The organism is Halovivax limisalsi (assembly GCF_023093535.1).
Taxonomy (GTDB): domain Archaea; phylum Halobacteriota; class Halobacteria; order Halobacteriales; family Natrialbaceae; genus Halovivax; species Halovivax limisalsi.
Window position 1 is genome coordinate 2,202,750 of record NZ_CP095757.1, and the last position, 16,813, is coordinate 2,219,562.

Sequence of the window (16,813 nt, forward strand, 5' to 3'; positions counted from 1 at the left end):
TCGCTCCGGTCCGGGTCCGTCGGGTCCAAAGAGATCCGCCTGTCCTCGATCCGATACGGCGAGGAATTCGGACCTGACGACGATCGTCGGACGCGATATCCCGGGTGTGACGAGCGCCGAGATACGACCGACTCGCCCCACGAACTGACCGGCGAACGTGGCGCTGGCGCGTCGGTAACGGCGTGGTAACACGACCGAACATGCCGCGAGATAGACCGCAGGACGGGTCCGATTGCCCGGCGGACCACGCTCGCGTTGCGACGACCGTATCCGTTCGGGACGGCCGAGTTCGCACCGGCTCCGTCTTTCATCGCCTCGAACACTCTGCTGTACCTGAAGCGTACCGACATCGGCGACCCTCCCTGGACGATACCGGCTGTCGGGAGTCTCTTCCCGGTGTCCGACCGAGTAGGGCCGACTGTCCGTCCGTCAGTCGGCGGCTGTTCGAGGAGCCGTAATTCGGTCGGCGGTCGATACCGGTCGGAATCGGGACGAGGCGTCAGGAGTAGGTCCAGGCAGCTTCGCGTGCGACGATCGACCCGCGACGATTCGGCGAGCGCCCACCGCACGATCGCGATTCGGATTCGACGACCGTTACGGCCCAAAGGTCGAGAATAACAATGCCCTCCCCGGGGTAACGCGTGCATCGATGACCGAGACTGGACGTCGAGCGCGGTCGACCGGCCGATCGAGCGCGGGCCGACGGGTGGGCGTCGACGATGTATCGTGAACACAGCGTGGCCGTCGTGATCCCGGCGTACGACGAGGCGGGGTTCGTCGCCGACGTCATCGACTCGGTCCCGGACTTCGTCGATCGCGTCTACGCCGTGGACGATCACTCGACGGACGGCACCTGGGCGGAGATTCGACGAACCGTCCGCGCTCGCGCAGCCGACCGGGCGGACGGATCGGGCGACGACCCACGGCCGCGGGGAGCCGCCGATCCGTCTACGTTCGGCGATCGGACGGACCGACCCGCCGCCGAGGATTCGATCCGGTCGGTCTCGACCGGGCCGACGACCACGCGGTCCGACGGCGGTGCACTGGCCGAGGACGCCCCCGCCGATTCGTCCGGCGAGTCGTCCCGGCCGATCCGGTCGACCGCCGAGACGGTGGTTGCGTCACGGGAGACGGCGGCGCCACGCGAGCCGGGTGCCTCCGACGACGCCGGGCGACCGAGCGTCGTCGGGATCCGACACGATCGCAACCGGGGCGTCGGCGCGTCGATCGCGACGGGCTATCGTCACGCCTTGCGCGACGGGATCGACGTCACGGCGGTCATGGCCGGTGACGGGCAGATGGATCCCGCCCACCTGGATCGGCTGCTCGACCCGATCGTCGAGGGGTGCGCCCACTACGCCAAGGGCGATCGCCTTCGCGATCGATCGTGTCGGGGATCAATGTCCCGGTTTCGTCTCTTCGGCAACGCCGTCCTCTCGCTCCTGACGAAGATCGCGAGCGGGTACTGGCGGATGCTCGACCCGCAGAACGGGTACACCGCGATCTCGCACGAGGCGCTCCGCCGGCTCGATCTCGACGCCCTCTACGACCAGTACGGGTTTGCAAACGACGTCCTGATCGCGCTGAACGAGCGCGAACTCGCGATCGCCGACGTGGCGATGCCCGCCGTCTACGGCGACGAGGAGAGCCACATCGACTACGGATCCTTCGTGCCGACGATCTCGAAACTCCTGGTCGATCGGTTCCTCCGACGCCTCGGCGTTCGGTACCTCGTTCGCGACTGTCATCCGCTGGTCGGCCTGTACGCGCTCGGTGCCGGCGGCGTCCTCGCGATCGGCGCGGCCGTCCTTCGATTCCGGTCCTGGCGGCGGGGTTCGTCCGACCCCGATCCCCGGAGCGAGCGACGGCTGCTGGTCGGCCTCACGACGCTGTCGGCGCTGCTGTCGGCGACGACCGCCCTGCTCCTCGCGATGGCGTTCGACCGGGCGGAAAACGACGACCTGGTGGTGGTCGACGAATGAGCGGCGGTGGTCGACGAGGGCCTGAGAGCTGGTCACTGCGGATCGTCGTCACGATCCAGCACCCCGCCCACGTCCACTTCTATCGGCACGCGATCGACGAACTCGAAGCCGAGGGTCACGAGGTGTACGTGTTCGCGCGCGAGAACGACCTCGCCGTACCGCTGCTCGAGGCCTTCGACATCTCCCACGAGGTGCTGGCCTCCCAGCACCGGTCGCTGGTCGGACTCGGACTCACGCAGGCGGCCTACGAGGTGCGCCTCCTCCGACGGGCGCGCCAGATCGACCCGGACGTGATGACGGCGATCGGCGGCCTCGCCGTCTCCCACGTCGCCCCGCTCGTCGGCGCGCGGAGCGTCGTCTTCCTCGACAACGAAGGGGTGACGTCCCACCGCCTCGTGGCGCCGTTCGCGGACGTGATCGCCACGCCGGCGAACTTCCGCGACGACCTCGGCGAAAACCACGTTCGTTACGACAGTTTTCAGGAGCTGGCGTACCTGCATCCGAACCGATTCGATCCCGATCCGTCCCGGTTGCGCGACGCCGGCGTGGATCCGGCCGAACCGTACTTCGTCTGTCGCTTTCGCACGTGGGACGCCCTGCACGACGTCGGCGCCCGCGGCCTCTCGACCGACGGTAAGCGCGAGATCGTCTCGCGGTTTCGCGACGCGGGCTCGGTCTACATCTCGAGTTCCGACCCGTTGCCGCCGGATCTCGAGCCGTATCGCCTCCCCGTTCCCCCGGCGGCCGTCCACGACCTGCTCTACTACGCGGACGGGTACGCCGGCGATTCCGGGACGATGGCGACCGAGGCAGCGCTCCTGGGAACCCCCGCGGTGCGCATCCAGTCGTTCGCGACTGACCCCGAGTCGGACATGAGCAACTTCGTCGTCCTGGAGCAGGAGTACGGGCTGTTACGGTCGACGGCGGCGGAGGCGACTGCGATCGCCCACGTCGAGGAACTGCTTGCCGATCCGTCGGCGAAGGCTCGCTGGCGGACGCGCCGTCGTCGGGTGATGCGAGCGAAACGCGACGGGACGGCGGTGCTTCGGTCGCTGCTCACCGACGCGACGCTCCCGCGCGCTCGCGAGCAACCGATCGCAGAACGGTGACGGTTGAGCGGTGTGCGGTATCGGTCGATCGTCGGCGCGGCGGGTTGGCCGGCCCGCCCGTCATTCCGTTTCCGATTCGTCGGCGTCGGCGTCCGGATCCGCGTCCTCGACGGCCACGAGCGACTCCTCCCGGACGGTCGTTCGGAGGCCGCCGCTGATGCCGCTGGCGACGGAGCGCGGCTCGTCCGGCTCGAACGCGCGGCGCGCCCCGACCGGTTTGAGATAATCGCCGTCGACGTCGACGTCGGCGTCCGCACAGAGTCGCTTGAGGATGCTCCGGGCGCCCTCGGTCGTGATCGCGGACGGCGCGATGGCGTGCTCGCGGGCGAGCTCGATCGCGGTGTGGTCCTCGAACAGCGCGTCGATCTCCGTCTCGGACCGCCCGCGAGCGGCGAGTTCCTCGCGGACAGTCGCGGCGACCGATGGAGCGTGACGCGTGGGAAAGAGCGGCCAGTCGGTCGTCGGGGGATCGAGCGCGACGCGGTAGCGCCGAAGCGGCGTTCGCGCGGGCGCGGGTAGCGGGACGTCCTCGTACTGCTGTGACGTGCCGAGGACGCGGATCGTGCCGGCGTAGAAGTCGACGTCGTCCCACGTCGCCCCGGCTCGGCGGTCGTCAGTCGGGACGCGAAAGAGCTCGCCGCCGCGGAGCCCCGCGTGGGCGAGCAGCGCGACCATCGCGTACTCCCGGAGGCGCGCGAGGCGCTCGTCGCTCCCCTCGTCGGCGGCCGCCGCCCGCGAACGGACGTGCGATTCGAGGTCGCGGCGCGCCGCCGGCGACCAGTGCTGGGAGAGCGTCGTCTCGCTCACCGTCGGGAGGGCGTCGGCGACGGCGTCCGCTTCAGCCGGGTTCTCCCGGCTGATGTCCGCGTCGACGCACCACGAGAGGAAGGCGCGCACCACCGCGACGTAGGTCCGCGCGGTCGAGGCCGCGTACTCGCCTCGTTCCGCGCGGCGGGACAGTTCGTTCGCGTAGGCCGTACAGTGGGCCGTTTCCAGTTCCTCCAGCGCCGTGACGTCGTACTCGCGCTGGAGCCAGTCGGCCCAGCGCGTGAGGATCGACGCGGCGTTCGCGGCGTAGGTGCCGCCGGAGTCGGCGCCCCGACCGACGGACTTGCGGTCGAGATAGCGCTCGATGGCGGCCTCGAGGGGAATCACGGGTCGACCACCGGTCGCTCGTTCGCCCCGCCACTCGACCGATACCCGTGTTTCATCGACGCGAAGCGAGGGGTTCCAGGCGGGTAAATCCACCCTTTCGGGCCGCCCGGCGGGAGGCCGGGAATCCGTCAGTCGTCGGCCGTCGGCGTCGCCGGGCGGTAGGATCGGCTGATCGCCTTCCAGCGGCCGGTCCCGAAGCGGTAGTAGTTGATGGCGGCCGGCAGGATCGTCTCCGCCGCGAACGCCAGGTAGAGCCCCCAGAGCCCGAGGGAGGTGGTCGCGCCGAGGTACGCGAGGGGGATCGCGCCGAGGAACATGCCCGACGCCTGGGCGTAGAACGGCCAGCGCGTATCGCCCGCGGCGTTCAACGCCCCCTCAGCCGCGCCGACGACGCCTCTGAACACGATCGCCGCGCACGCGGCGTAGACCAGCGAGATGGCGATCGGGATCGTGTTGGGACCCGGATCGTCGACGAACGCGTGAACGATCGGTTCCGCGAAGACCGCGACGAGCAGCGCGGAGACGGCGTAGACCGCCACCGCGAAGGTGATGATCTCGGTGCCGTACTCGCCGGCGGTGTCTTCGTCACCCCGCCCGAGTTCCTGGCCGACGAGACTGGAGGCGGCCAGGCCGAAGCCCCAGCCGGGCGTGTTCATGATCCCCCAGATGCGCCGCGTGATGACGTACGCCGAGGCGGTGTCGGTCCCGAAGATGTCCACGATCCCGAGCAGTGGAATCTCCGCGACCGTCCAGACCATGTTGCGAAGGAAGACGGGCGTCCCGATGGTGACCAGCGAGCGGAGCATCTCCGGATCGAGGTACGTGCCGAACGGGTCGACCGTGACGACGACGTCGGGCACGCCGGGGAAGCGCCCGCGAAGGAGGAGCACGGCGAACGCCGCGGTGACGATCACGTTCGAGAGGACGGTCCCGAGCGCCGCGCCGACGACGCCCTTTCCGAGGCCGAAGATGAGGATCGCGCTGAACCCGATGTTCGCGAGGGCGCCGCCGCCCCGGAGGATCATCGGCGTCCAGGCGTCGTCCATGCCGACGAACGTCCGGCTCCCGATCAGGTTCAGGCCCGCGAAGGGGACGCCGAACGCGACGACCGCGAGGTACTCGGCACCCTCGTCGATCACGTCCGGATTGTCGCTGATGATCGAGATGAAATCGGGCGCGAACGCGTTGAAGACGGCCGCCAGCGGCACGCTGATCACCAGCACGAGGAGGACGCTCGAACGGATCGCCATGCCGAGTTCGTCGTACTTCTCGGCGCCGTAGCGCTGGGAGACGAGCGCGATCGTGCCGCCGGCGACGCCCCCGCCGACCGTGAACGCGAGGCCCCAGAACGGGGCCGCGAACCCGACGCCGGCGATCGCCATCTCGCCGATGGCGATCCCGACCAGCGCGACGTCGACGGCGTTCTTGGACATCCGCGCGATGCCGGTGACGATGCGCGGCCAGGCCAGGTCGGTCGTGTGTCGCGCGCGCTCCCGGTCGATGACGCCCAGTCTGGCCAGTCCGAGGCCGATCCAGAGGATCGTCAGGCGGACCGGATTGGGAGGACGCCACGCCACGAGAATCGGGCGGCCCTTCTCGATGCCGGCTTAAATGAGTTCTCGACGCGGCAGCCAGGACCGGTTTCGGTTCGAAACACGATACCACGGCTCACCGAGCGACGAGGGTCGCTCGCCCGGTCACGCGCCGATCGGAATAGTGCGAGGGTCGATCGGTCGTCCCGTCAGATGACGAGCGGAATCGTCGCGAGGATCGAGAGGCCACCGGTGGCGAACAGGAAGCGGTTCGCGAACCGGTTTCTGGACTTGACGACGCGAAGCGAGATCGACGCCGAGGAGAGCGGTTCGAGGGGCCTGATGCCCATGGGCGTGAGCGCGTCGACGGCGACGTGCGAGGTGAGCGAGAGCCCCATCGCCCCGCCGATCGCGAGCGCAGCGGTGGCGCCGGGACGGCCGATCCAGATCCCCAGCGCGTAGCCGACCACGGTCGCCAGGACCGTCGCGATCGCGACGAACCAGAGGGTATGCGTCGGACCGCGGTGGGGAATCGACAGCTCGATGTCGACGTCGGGAAGCATCGACGCGCCGACGGCGACGACGAGGCCGATCACCGCCAGCGTCGTCGATTCGGCCGCGGCGAGCCACAGGTACAGCGGGAGGTACGCGAGCACCCCTAGCCCGACGTGTCCCGGCCAGTGCATACCCGACGCTCGATATACGCGCGTATGAGCGCACTGCCGTCACTCGCTCGCTGCAATCGCGACCCGGACCAATCCAGTCGGTGCGCACCCGATCCGGACGAGAGCGGCGGTCGAAGCCACTTTGTGCTCGCTCGCCGAAGGCTCCCGCGTGAATCCAGCCACCTGGCGGACGTACCTCGTGACGCAGGAATCCCTTTCAGCGGGGCGGACGACCCCGGAGATCGTCGCCGCGGCGATCGAGGGCGGCGTCGACGCCGTCCAGCTGCGCGAGAAGGATCGGTCGGCGCGCGAACGCTACGAACTCGGCCGGGAGGTGCGCGACCTGACCGCCGACGCCGGCGTCCCGTTGCTCGTCAACGACCGGATCGACCTGGCGCGGGCGATCGACGCCGACGGCGTCCACCTCGGCCAGTCGGACCTCCCGGTCGCCGTCGCCCGCGACCAGCTCGGCACCGACGCGATCGTCGGCTGTTCGGCCTGGCGCGTCGAGGACGCCCGCGAGGCCGAACGGCAGGGGGCGGACTACCTCGGCACGGGCGCCGTCTACGGGACCTCATCGAAGGACGTCGACCCCGACAAGGACGGCATCGGCCCCGAGGGGATCGAACGCGTCGTCGAGGCCGTCTCGATCCCCGTGATCGGAATCGGCGGCATCACCCGCGAGAACGCGGGCACCGTCGTCGACGCCGGGGCGGCCGGCGTCGCGGTCATCAGCGCGATCACGCGGGCCGACGATCCGGCGGCCGCCACGCGGGAACTCGGGGAGGTGGGCGTCCGTGCCTGAGTCGCTCGCGACCGCCGAGGGGCTGGCCGACGCCCGCCGCGCGATCGAGGAGACGTCCCCGCTGATCCAGCACCTGACCAACCGCGTGACGATGAACGACGTCGCGCAGGTGACGCTGCACTGGGGCGGCCTGCCCGTGATGTCCGACACCCCCGGGGACGCCGCGGAGATGGTCGAGGGGGCGAGCGGGGTGCTGTTCAACATCGGCACCGCCTCGCCGACCGAGATCGACACCATGCTCGCGGTGGGCGAACGCGCGAACGAACTCGACGTGCCGGTCGTCTTCGACCCCGTCGGCGTGGGCGCGACGCCCACGCGAGACGAGTACGCCGAGCGACTCCTGTCGACGGTCGACTTCGCCGCGATCAAGGGCAATCACGGCGAGGTGAGCGCGCTGGCCGGCGTCGAGGCCGACGTCGCCGGGGTCGAGTCCGTCGGCGAGTACGACGAGATCGGCGAGACGGCCCGGGCGCTGGCCGAATCGACGGGATCGACGGTCGTCGCCTCCGGCGTCACGGACGTCGTCGCGGACGGCGAGGTCGCCTGCGAGGTATCGGCCGGGCACGAGCGCATGGGCCAGGTCGTCGGCACGGGCTGTCTCCTCGGGGCGACGCTCGCGACGTACCACGCGGCGCTCGACGATCCGTTCGAGGCGTCCCTCTACGCCGCGCTCGGGTTCGACCTCGCGGGCGAGCGCGCCGCCGAGGCCGACCACGACGGCCCCGCGAGCTACCGGGTGAACTTCCTCGATAGCGTCGCGTCGTTCTCGCCGTCCGTCGCCTCGTCGCACTCGCCCGCGGACCGAATCGACCGGATCGAGTGACCGGCGCGGGGTCGAACACGTATGGACGATACCCCGGAGGCAGGCCAGAACACTTCCTCGACACGCCGAGCCAGGGACCTACTGACTGACGAGCACGCGGAGACGATCGAGACGATCGACGCCTGTGCCGAACGCGCGGCCGCGACGTGGGCGGAGCCCGTGCCGACCGATCGCGACGCCGTCGTCGAGCCGTTTCGAGCCCGTCTCGAGGATCGCGGCGTGCTTGCCGAGTTACCGGCCGTCATCGAATCCGTCGTCGAGCCGCTGGACCAGGAACTGCAGGCGACGCCCGTCGCGGGACCGCCGTACGTCGTGGTGACGAGCCGGGGCGTGCTCCTGCGAGCGACGCTCGACACGGATCGGCTCGTCGTCGGGATCGAACCCTTCGCCGTTACGGCCGGGCCCGGCGCCGGCTACCGGTTACGTGACGCGATCCGCGTGACCGTCTCGCTGGCCTGAGGTGCCCGATCATGGCTGCATCCGACCTGTCGCCGCCGGACGCGTGAGTCGATGCATAGCGGTGAGGGGGCTGCCGCGACCGGTGGATTTTCGAACGCGGCTTGCCAGCACGTTCGCATGCACGAGCGAGCGGCGGAGTTCCTCGACCAGGCGGTCGATCGCTACGGCTTCGAACCGCCCGTCCACGAGTTTCCCGAGGGGACGAAGACGGCCGCCGACGCGGCCGACGCGATCGGTTGCGAGACGGCCCAGATCGCGAGTTCGCTCGCGTTCGACGTCGACGGCGAGCTGATCGTGGTGGTCGCGAGCGGGGCCAGCCGCGTGAGCGAGGACCGCCTGGCCGCCCGCTTCGAGACGACGCCGGACGCGGTTTCGATGGCGGATCCCGACCGGATCAGTGACACGCTCGGGTGGACCATCGGCGGCGTGCCCCCGATCTGCCACGAGACCACCGTGCCGACGCTGTTCGATCGCAGCCTGAGCGAGTTCGAGACGGTCTGGGCAGCCGCGGGGACGCCGTCTGCGGTCTTTCCGATCGCGCCGGACCGGCTGTGCGATTTGGCCGACGCGGAGGCGATCGAGGTCGCGACCGCCGATTGACGGTCGCGCGTGGACAAACCGGATCCGTCGCGGGAATCACGACCGACTTTTATCCCGGTTCGGGGCGACGTCGCAGGTGATGGGTGCGCTGGACTCCCTGTTCGATCCGGGATCGGTGGCCGTCGTCGGGGCGACGGACCGCGAGGGATCGGTCGGCCGGGCGATCACGTCGAACCTGCAGGCGCACTTCGACGGGCCGATCGTCCCGGTGAATCCGTCCCGCGAGTCGGTGCTGGGGCTCGAGTGCGTCCCGTCGATCACCGACGGCCCCCCGGTCGACCTGGCGATCGTCGTCGTCCCGCCGGACGTCGCCGTCGAGGCCGTTCGCGAGGCGGGTGACGCCGGGGTCGACGCCGTCGTCGTCATCACGGCGGGGTTCTCGGAAACGGGTGGCGAGGGTGCCGCCCGCGAACGGCGCCTGCGCGAGGCGGCGGCGGAGTACGACCTGGCGCTGATCGGGCCGAACAGCCTCGGGGTGATGAGCACGCCCGCCGGCCTCAACGCGACGTTCGGGCCCGACATGCCCGACGAAGGATCGATCTCGCTGTTGAGCCAGTCGGGCGCGTTCATCACGGCGGTGCTCGACTGGGCCGGCGAGGGGACCCTCGGCTTTCGCCACGTCGTCTCGCTGGGGAACAAGGCCGTCCTCGACGAGACGGACCTGCTGCGCGAGTGGGGGGCGGACCCGGAGACCGACGTCATCGTCGGCTACCTCGAGAGCATCGTCGACGGCGCGGCGTTCGTCGAGACGGCGCGCGAGGTGACCCGCGAGACGCCGGTCGTCCTGGTGAAAGCGGGTCGGACCGACGCCGGCGCGCAGGCCGCGTCGTCCCATACGGGTGCGATCGCGGGCAGCGAACGGGCCTACGAGGCGGGACTGGGCCAGGCAGGTGTCCAGCGAGCCGATTCGGTGCAGGAACTCTTCGACGCGGCGCGGGCCCTCTCGGGGCTGGAACCGGCGGCGTCGGACGGCGTCGCGGTCGTCACGAACGCCGGCGGCCCGGGCGTGCTCACGACGGACGCGGTTGGCGATTCCCGCCTCTCGATGGCCCGATTTGCCGACGACACCGCCGAAGCGCTCGCCGACGCGATGCCGGAGGCGGCGAACACGCACAACCCGATCGACGTGATCGGCGACGCCGACGTCGACCGGTTCCGGACGGCGCTGGATCTGGCCCTCTCGGACCCGAACGTCGGGAGCGCCGTCGTCGTCAGCGCCCCGACGGCCGTCCTCGCCTACGAGGACCTCGCCGAGGCCGTGGTCGACCGCCAGCGAGCGCACGGCAAACCGGTCATCACGAGCTTCATGGGCGGCGAGCGGACCCGCGCCGCGGAGGCGCTGCTCGACGACGCCGGCGTGCCGAACTACTTCGACCCCGCCCGGGCGGTGGCAGGCCTCGACGCGCTCGCTCGCTTCCGGGCCGCTCGCGAGCGCCGTGTCGCGGAGCCGCGAACGTTCGACGTCGATCGCGAGCGAGCCCGGTCGATCCTCGAACGGGCGATCGACCGACCCGGCAACGGACTGGGCGTGGAGTCGATGGACCTGCTCGAGGCGTACGGGATCCCGACGCCGCCGGGCGCCGTCGTGTCGGACCCCGAAGCGGCCCGCGAGGTCGCGGCTGGCATCGACGGCGACGTCGTGATGAAGATCGTGAGCCCGGACATCAGCCACAAGTCCGACATCGGGGGCGTCGAGGTCGGCGTCGCGACGGAGGCGGTGGCCGACACCTACGAGACGCTGGTGACCCGTGCGCGAAACTACCAGCCCGACGCGACGGTGCTGGGCGTCCAGGTCCAGGCGATGGTCGATCTCGACGCCGCGACGGAGACCATCCTCGGCGCGAATCGCGACCCGCAGTTCGGCCCGCTGCTCGTCTTCGGGCTCGGCGGCATCTTCGTCGAGGTGCTCTCCGACACGGCCGTCCGCGTCGCGCCGATCAGCGGTGACGAGGCTCGCGAGATGGTCTCGGAGATCCGGGCGAGTCCGCTGTTACACGGCGCGCGCGGCCGGGAGCCGGCGGACGTCGACGCGGTCGTCGAGACGATCCAGCGCCTCTCGCAGTTGGTGACGGACTTCCCGTCGATCCTCGAGCTCGACGTGAACCCGCTCGTGGCCGGTCCGGACGGTGTCCAGGCAATCGACCTCAGACTGACGGTAGATACGGAGCAACTATGACCGAAACCGATACGATACTGGTGTGTTCGCTCGCGGAAAGTACCGGCAAGACGGCGATCGCCGTCGCGCTCGGCCGCGCCTCGAAGGAGCGCGGCGAGTCGGCCGGCTACATGAAACCGAAGGGGACCCGCCTCCGGAGCGTCGTCGGCAAGACGCTCGACGAGGACCCGAAACTCGCGATGTCGGTCCTCGGCCTCGAGGCCGACCTCGAGACGCTCGAACCCGTCGTCTACTCGCCGACGTTCGTCGAGGGCGCGATCGCCGGCCGGGCCGACCCGGCCGAAATACGCGAGCGCGTCCGCGAAGCCTTCGAGACGCTGGCCGCCGACCACAATCGGATGCTGGTCGAGGGCGGCGGGCGCATCGACCTCGGCGGCGTGATCGAGCTGACGGACGTCGACCTGGCCGAACTGCTCGACGCCCGGGTCCTCCTCGTCGCCGGCTACGACGACGTCTACGACCTCGACTCGGTGCTCGCCGCGGCCGAGCGCTTCGGGGACCGCCTCGCCGGCGTCTGCTTCAACGCCGTCGAATCGCCGGATCGATCGCGCCTGGATACGGACGGCATCTCGTTCCTGGAATCGCGGGACGTTCCGGTGCTGGGGATCGTTCCCCGGAACGAGACGCTCGCCGGCGTCACCGTGGAGGAACTCGCGGCCGAGATCGGGGGCGACCTCCTCGTCGAACCGACGGAGGACCACACGATCGAACGCTTCAGCGTCGGCGCGATGGGCCCCGACAGCGCGCTCAGACACTTCCGCCGCCTCCAGAACGCCGCGGTGGTGACAGGCGGCGACCGCTCGGAGATTCAGACCGCCGCTCTGGAGGCCCCTGGCGTGCGCTGTCTCATCCTCACCGGCGGCCACCGCCCGTCCGGGGCCGTGCTCGGCGCCGCCTCGGAGGCGTCGGTTCCCGTCATCGCCGTTCGGACGGACACGCTCACCACCGTCGAACGAGCGGAATCGGTCGTCAGGGGCGGCCGGAGCCGCGACGAGGCGACCGTCGAGCGCATGCACGACCTCCTCGTCGACCACGTCGATCTCGATCGGCTGTTCGAATCCTGAGCACCGTGCGATTCCGTCACAGGTCACGCGATCGGGCGTTCTTCCGTCGTCGCTCGGTCCATCAGTCGGTAGGTGCAGGGTGGACCGACCGTGCGTTCGTTCAGAGAACGACTCCGTCACCGCGGGGGTCTCCTGTCACGCGATCGGTTTCGGAGCCCCGACGCGCGCCGCAATTCGCCATCTCCACCGGGCCGAACGGCAATCTACTTCGGTGCCGCCCGCCGAGACTCGGACATGCCGACCGACGAGAGCGATGACGACGGGCGGTCCCGGACCCCGGGCGGGGGTCAGCCGCCGACGCCGGAACCGATCGAGGCCAGCGCGCCACCCGAATTCGGACTGGTGCAGGTCTGGTGGGGCGACGGCAAGGGAAAGACGACGGCCGCGCTCGGCATGGCGATGCGAGCCGCAGGGCACGGCTATCGGGTGCACCTGCTCCAGTTCATGAAGGGCGGAGCGTCGAGCGTCGAGGGGGTTCGCGGCGAGTACAACGCGATCGAGGCGCTCCCCGGGATCAGCTACGAGAACATCGGACACTACGGGTGGCACGGGATGGCGGACGGAACCGAGGAGGCGGATCACGTCGCGCAGGCCGAGGCGGGCCTGGATCGCGCTCGAACGCTGCTCGACGCCGCGGCCGACGCGGCGCTTGACGCCCCGCTACCGCTCGACGGGCCGCCCGAGGACGGCGTCCACATGCTGGTGCTCGACGAGATCTGCTACGCGGCCAACCGCGACCTGATCGCGCCCGAGGACGTGCGCGACCTCGTCGAATCGAAGCCCTCCGGCCTCGAACTCGTCCTCACAGGGGGACACGATCGGCCGGACTATCTGACCGACCTCGCGGAGCTGGTGACCCACGTGGGGAAAGACCGCCACCCGATCGACGACGGTCAGCGCGCCCGAAAGGGGACGGAGTACTGAGACACGATATTCCAACCTCAGTCTCGCGAAAACCCTCGATTCGATTCTCCGCGGGCGGCTGGCTCTCTCGTCATCCGTAACACGGCCCAGGCGGTCGAATTTACCTAGACCGCCCGAAAATTCCCCTGCCACTACCGTTATAGGTGTCGCGACCGAATCCTGGCCGAACGATGGCTGAGATACGGGTTCGAAACCTCGAGAAGTCCTTCGACGGCGTCGAAGCGGTCTCGGGAATGAGCTTCGAGGTGGACGCTGGGGAGCTGTACGGCTTTCTCGGTCCGAACGGGGCCGGGAAGACGACGACGATACGCATCCTGACGGGGCAACTCCGGCCGGACGCGGGCAGCGTCGAGGTCAACGGGACGGACCCGACCGTCGACCCGATCGAGACCCGCCGACGCGTCGGCATCCTGCCGGAAGACGGCACGCCGCCGAGTTTCTTCACCCCGCGCGAGTACTTCGAGTACGTCGCGCGCATCCGGGGCCTCGATCCGGACCGCGTCGCGGAGCGCGGCGAGTCGCTGGCCGACCGCTTCGGCCTCGCCGGCAAGCTGGATACGCTTTCGACCGACCTCTCCCGGGGCCAGCAGCAGAAGGCGATGATCGTCCAGGCCTTCTTGCACGATCCAGACGTCGTCTTCATCGACGAGCCGCTCGCGAACCTCGACCCGATCGTCCAGGAACAGGTCAAGACCCACCTCGACGCGTACGTCGCGGACGGCAACACGGTCTTCGCCTCGACGCACAACATCGACGTCGCCGAGGAACTCTGCACCCGGGTGGGGATCGTCGCGGACGGACGCATCGTCGCCGACCAGCCCGTCGAGGGACGCGACGGGTCGCTGCTCGATACCTTCCTCACGACGGTCTCCGACGCGGAGCCGCGTGACGTCCCGACGATCCAGCCATGAGCGCCGATTCGAGAGACGGTTCGGCCCCTGCGGTCGCCGCGGACGGCGGCGAGTCCGTCCCGGGAACGAGGCCGGGCCGAGCCGCGCAGGTTCGAACGATCGCCCGCGCGCTGGCCCGCGAGGAGTGGCGACTACACGTCCGCCTCTTCGGCGGCGTTCGATTCCTCGCGATTCCGGCGATCCTCGCGGTGTTCGCCGTCGGGACAGCGGTCGCGCTCGCCGAGACGGGAACCTCGATGGCGGGGGTCGTTCGCGGGCTGCACGTCTTCGCGCTCGGGTTCGGCCTCTACGCGGGCACGGGCGGCTTCGCGGGCTCGGACATGATCGAGGACGTCTTCGGCCCGCACAGCTTCCTGCTCACGACGGCCGCCTGGCTCCCCGTCTCGCGACGGTTGGTCCTCGGACTCTTCCTGTTGAAAGACGCCGTCTTCTACGGCATCTTCTTCGTCGGACCGATGGCCCTGGCCGTCCTCGGACTCGAGGGCGCGGCGCCGGCTGCGCTCTCGTCGACGGCGATCCAGTGGCTCTCGCTCTGGCTGGCGTTCGCGTTCGGAATGGCCGTCACCGTCTGCGCCATCGCCGTCCGGACGCGGGGCGTCCCGTCGTCGGCCATCGGTGCAGTTGTCGGGGGAACCATCGTCGCCCTCTGGTGGACGGATTCGCTTCTCGCGGTCGTCGAGCTGGTGACGACGGCGGGGGTCGTCGTCGAGATGGCCGGACTCGCGGGTCTCACGCTGGTCATGAGCGTCGGCGGCCTGTCGATCTACGACCCCGCTCACGTCCCCCCGTCGCGGACCACGCCGGGACGCTACGAGTGGCTACGGGCCCGAATTCCGGGCGGTGACCCGCTCGTCGCCAAGTCGATTCTGGATCTGGGCCGGTCGAGCGGCGGCTACGCGAAGCCGTTCGTCTCGGTCACGATCCTGCTCGTCCTCGTCGGCGGGCTGGTCGACGTCGTCGCGTCTATCACCGGCGTCGCGCCCGCGCCGGGGCTGTTCTTCGGCGGCGTCCTCGGGTTGAGCGCCTTCACGACCTACAACTGGCTCACTCAGTTCGACGACGTCGAGGCCTACCGCATCCACCCGATCTCGGTGCCGGATCTCTTCGCGGCGAAGCGACTGGCGTTCGTCCTCGTCGGTGCGCCGACGGTGGCGATTCCATACGCACTCGCCGTGGTCTGGTTCGACGCGACGGCCCTCGACGCGGCCGTGGGTGCCTGCGTCCTGGCCGGCTACTCGCTCTATTACTACGGGCTCACGGTCGCACTCGCGGGTTTTTCGCCCAACGAGTTCCTCTTCGACGGCCTGCGATTCGGCGCGTTCGGACTCGGCGTCGCGCTCGCGCTCGTCCCGACGCTCGTCGTCGGGTTTGTCCTCGGGTCGATGACTCCGGGGATTGCGGTCGTCTTCGTCGCGACGAGCGCGATCCTGGCCGCCGTCGGCGTCGTCCTCTCGAATCGGGCCGCCGCCTACTGGACGGAGCGGTATCTCGACGGGACGGCGGGCTGACGGACGGATCTGCCGCCGACCATCGGACTCGGCGTTCGATTCGACGCTCGATACGGAGGATACGTTGAAGGGTGAAATCCACGTCAGTTCGCCTATCGGGCCTCCATGATCGCCAGCGCTCCTGCGATACTCTTCGATAGTTTTCCCTGGTGGATCGCCGTCCCGATGCTGTATCTCACCGTCTTGATCGCCGGAATGGCCCTCGACGAGACGTACGTCAACCGGACGACGCCGCTTTCCGCCGCGATCGTGCTCTCGGTCCACAGCCTGTTGAACGGCGGGCTGTGGGCGCCGCTCTCGCTGTACGTGGACGTCGGGCTCTTCGTCGGTCTCTACGGCCTGTACGCCTACGTCGTGGACGGCTACGTCGGGGAGCCGTTCCGGCTGGCCGCCTACCTGCTCTACTCGCCGCTCTCGGTGGTCCTCGTGCTCCTGTTCCCGGAGATTCTGTTCGTCGTCGCCCTCGCGGTCGCGGGCTACGCCAACATGCACCTGCTCGCCGTTCTCCACCCGGTGGAGCCCTACTATTTCGGGCCCGACTCTCCCGACGAGGTGCCGGCCGACGGAAGCGAGTGGGGCACTCGCGACCCGGTCGAGCGATCCGACGACGATCCCGGGGCCGGGCTCTCCAGTGCGATCGCCGGCCGGTCCATCGCGGCGACCCTCCGAGGTGACGCCGCCTCGACGGACGAATCGGCCGCGAACGCACAGTCTCCACGGGATGGGAGGGCCGGCGTGGGCGAGACGGCTGGCGCGGAGCGTCCCTCGACCGATCCCAGCGATCCGTCGGGGGCCAGCGCCACCGATTCGGCGCCGACCGGCCCCGCGGATGCGTCGACGACCGAGGGGACGCCGGAAGACGAGTCGACGCCGGATCGCGGCGTCTTGCCCGGATTCATGCGACGCGTGTGACGACCATCCGCTGTCACCGCGGACCGTCCGCTTCCGTACTGCTGACACGCCGCTCGTCCACTCGATCCGGGATCGATTCGTTCGACCGACTCGTATCGAAGCCGTACCCGATCGAGACGTGTCTCAACGACGCCAGCGTGTTCCGGTCGGAGAGAGGCGGTACGGACGGCGTCGACCCGAATCAACTA

15 protein-coding genes are annotated in these 16,813 nt (G+C 69.8%); 12 read left to right on the plus strand and 3 right to left on the minus strand.

The features are described from left to right. Positions 1 to 719: 719 nt before the first annotated feature. Entirely contained in the window at positions 720 to 1,982 is a 1,263-nt protein-coding gene (locus MXA07_RS10070; RefSeq protein ID WP_247728471.1) for a glycosyltransferase family 2 protein, read from the plus strand. Continuing rightward, complete coding sequence (locus MXA07_RS10075; protein ID WP_247728472.1) at positions 1,979 to 3,091, plus strand: DUF354 domain-containing protein; 1,113 nt, start codon at positions 1,979 to 1,981, stop codon at positions 3,089 to 3,091. The genes MXA07_RS10070 and MXA07_RS10075 overlap by 4 nt, the downstream gene beginning before the upstream one ends. A 60-nt stretch (positions 3,092 to 3,151) precedes the next feature. Here MXA07_RS10075 and MXA07_RS10080 read toward each other — a convergent pair whose 3' ends face one another. From MXA07_RS10080 to MXA07_RS10090, 3 genes are all read right to left on the minus strand, one after another. Continuing rightward, positions 3,152 to 4,246, minus strand: coding sequence for a tyrosine-type recombinase/integrase (locus MXA07_RS10080; protein WP_247728473.1), 1,095 nt, complete (start codon positions 4,244 to 4,246; stop codon positions 3,152 to 3,154). Between the two features lie 128 nt (positions 4,247 to 4,374). Continuing rightward, a complete protein-coding gene (locus MXA07_RS10085; protein WP_247728474.1) occupies positions 4,375 to 5,823 on the minus strand; it encodes an MATE family efflux transporter in 1,449 nt (482 codons plus the stop codon). 164 nt (positions 5,824 to 5,987) lie between these two features. Next, entirely contained in the window at positions 5,988 to 6,464 is a 477-nt protein-coding gene (locus MXA07_RS10090; protein WP_247728475.1) for a metal-dependent hydrolase, read from the minus strand. 148 nt (positions 6,465 to 6,612) lie between these two features. Between MXA07_RS10090 and thiE the strand changes: the two genes are divergently transcribed. The 10 genes from thiE (at position 6,613) to MXA07_RS10140 (ending at position 16,625) form a co-directional block, all read left to right on the plus strand. Next, positions 6,613 to 7,248 carry a thiamine phosphate synthase gene (gene thiE / locus MXA07_RS10095; RefSeq protein ID WP_247728476.1) on the plus strand — a complete coding sequence of 212 codons (636 nt, stop codon included), beginning with the start codon at positions 6,613 to 6,615 and terminating at the stop codon, positions 7,246 to 7,248. Further along, on the plus strand, positions 7,241 to 8,071 hold the full coding sequence (gene thiM / locus MXA07_RS10100; protein WP_247728477.1) for a hydroxyethylthiazole kinase: 831 nt from the start codon (positions 7,241 to 7,243) through the stop codon (positions 8,069 to 8,071). The genes thiE and thiM overlap by 8 nt, the downstream gene beginning before the upstream one ends. Before the next feature lie 21 nt (positions 8,072 to 8,092). Further along, the gene (locus tag MXA07_RS10105) at positions 8,093 to 8,530 is read left to right on the plus strand and encodes a DUF7988 family protein (RefSeq protein ID WP_247728478.1); all 438 of its coding nucleotides are present in this window, start codon (positions 8,093 to 8,095) and stop codon (positions 8,528 to 8,530) included. 117 nt (positions 8,531 to 8,647) lie between these two features. Then, positions 8,648 to 9,130 (plus strand): YbaK/EbsC family protein, encoded by a 483-nt coding sequence (locus MXA07_RS10110; RefSeq protein ID WP_247728479.1) that lies wholly within the window; start codon positions 8,648 to 8,650, stop codon positions 9,128 to 9,130. 79 nt (positions 9,131 to 9,209) lie between these two features. Then, on the plus strand, positions 9,210 to 11,306 hold the full coding sequence (locus MXA07_RS10115; RefSeq protein WP_247728480.1) for an acetate--CoA ligase family protein: 2,097 nt from the start codon (positions 9,210 to 9,212) through the stop codon (positions 11,304 to 11,306). Continuing rightward, entirely contained in the window at positions 11,303 to 12,370 is a 1,068-nt protein-coding gene (locus tag MXA07_RS10120; protein WP_247728481.1) for a phosphotransacetylase family protein, read from the plus strand. The genes MXA07_RS10115 and MXA07_RS10120 overlap by 4 nt, the downstream gene beginning before the upstream one ends. A gap of 234 nt (positions 12,371 to 12,604) precedes the next feature. Then, positions 12,605 to 13,294: a cob(I)yrinic acid a,c-diamide adenosyltransferase gene (locus tag MXA07_RS10125; RefSeq protein ID WP_247728482.1), complete on the plus strand. Its 690-nt coding sequence runs from the start codon at positions 12,605 to 12,607 to the stop codon at positions 13,292 to 13,294. A 170-nt stretch (positions 13,295 to 13,464) separates the two neighbouring features. Then, the gene (locus MXA07_RS10130; RefSeq protein ID WP_247728483.1) at positions 13,465 to 14,205 is read left to right on the plus strand and encodes an ABC transporter ATP-binding protein; all 741 of its coding nucleotides are present in this window, start codon (positions 13,465 to 13,467) and stop codon (positions 14,203 to 14,205) included. Beyond that, positions 14,202 to 15,713: a hypothetical protein gene (locus MXA07_RS10135; protein ID WP_247728484.1), complete on the plus strand. Its 1,512-nt coding sequence runs from the start codon at positions 14,202 to 14,204 to the stop codon at positions 15,711 to 15,713. Before MXA07_RS10130 ends, MXA07_RS10135 begins: the two co-directional genes overlap by 4 nt. 105 nt (positions 15,714 to 15,818) lie before the next feature. Beyond that, on the plus strand, positions 15,819 to 16,625 hold the full coding sequence (locus MXA07_RS10140; protein WP_247728485.1) for a hypothetical protein: 807 nt from the start codon (positions 15,819 to 15,821) through the stop codon (positions 16,623 to 16,625). The last annotated feature ends 188 nt before the right edge of the window (positions 16,626 to 16,813 follow it).

Bases quoted from the DNA above. Each gene is read 5' to 3' on its own strand.
- MXA07_RS10135 (WP_247728484.1), top strand. From the start codon at position 14,202: ATGAGCGCCGATTCGAGAGACGGTTCGGCCCCTGCGGTCGCCGCGGAC.
- MXA07_RS10130 (WP_247728483.1), top strand. From the start codon at position 13,465: ATGGCTGAGATACGGGTTCGAAACCTCGAGAAGTCCTTCGACGGCGTC.
- MXA07_RS10120 (WP_247728481.1), top strand. From the start codon at position 11,303: ATGACCGAAACCGATACGATACTGGTGTGTTCGCTCGCGGAAAGTACC.
- MXA07_RS10070 (WP_247728471.1), top strand. From the start codon at position 720: ATGTATCGTGAACACAGCGTGGCCGTCGTGATCCCGGCGTACGACGAG.
- MXA07_RS10125 (WP_247728482.1), top strand. From the start codon at position 12,605: ATGCCGACCGACGAGAGCGATGACGACGGGCGGTCCCGGACCCCGGGC.
- MXA07_RS10105 (WP_247728478.1), top strand. From the start codon at position 8,093: ATGGACGATACCCCGGAGGCAGGCCAGAACACTTCCTCGACACGCCGA.
- MXA07_RS10140 (WP_247728485.1), top strand. From the start codon at position 15,819: ATGATCGCCAGCGCTCCTGCGATACTCTTCGATAGTTTTCCCTGGTGG.
- MXA07_RS10090 (WP_247728475.1), bottom strand. From the start codon at position 6,464: ATGCACTGGCCGGGACACGTCGGGCTAGGGGTGCTCGCGTACCTCCCG.
- MXA07_RS10110 (WP_247728479.1), top strand. From the start codon at position 8,648: ATGCACGAGCGAGCGGCGGAGTTCCTCGACCAGGCGGTCGATCGCTAC.
- MXA07_RS10075 (WP_247728472.1), top strand. From the start codon at position 1,979: ATGAGCGGCGGTGGTCGACGAGGGCCTGAGAGCTGGTCACTGCGGATC.
- MXA07_RS10115 (WP_247728480.1), top strand. From the start codon at position 9,210: ATGGGTGCGCTGGACTCCCTGTTCGATCCGGGATCGGTGGCCGTCGTC.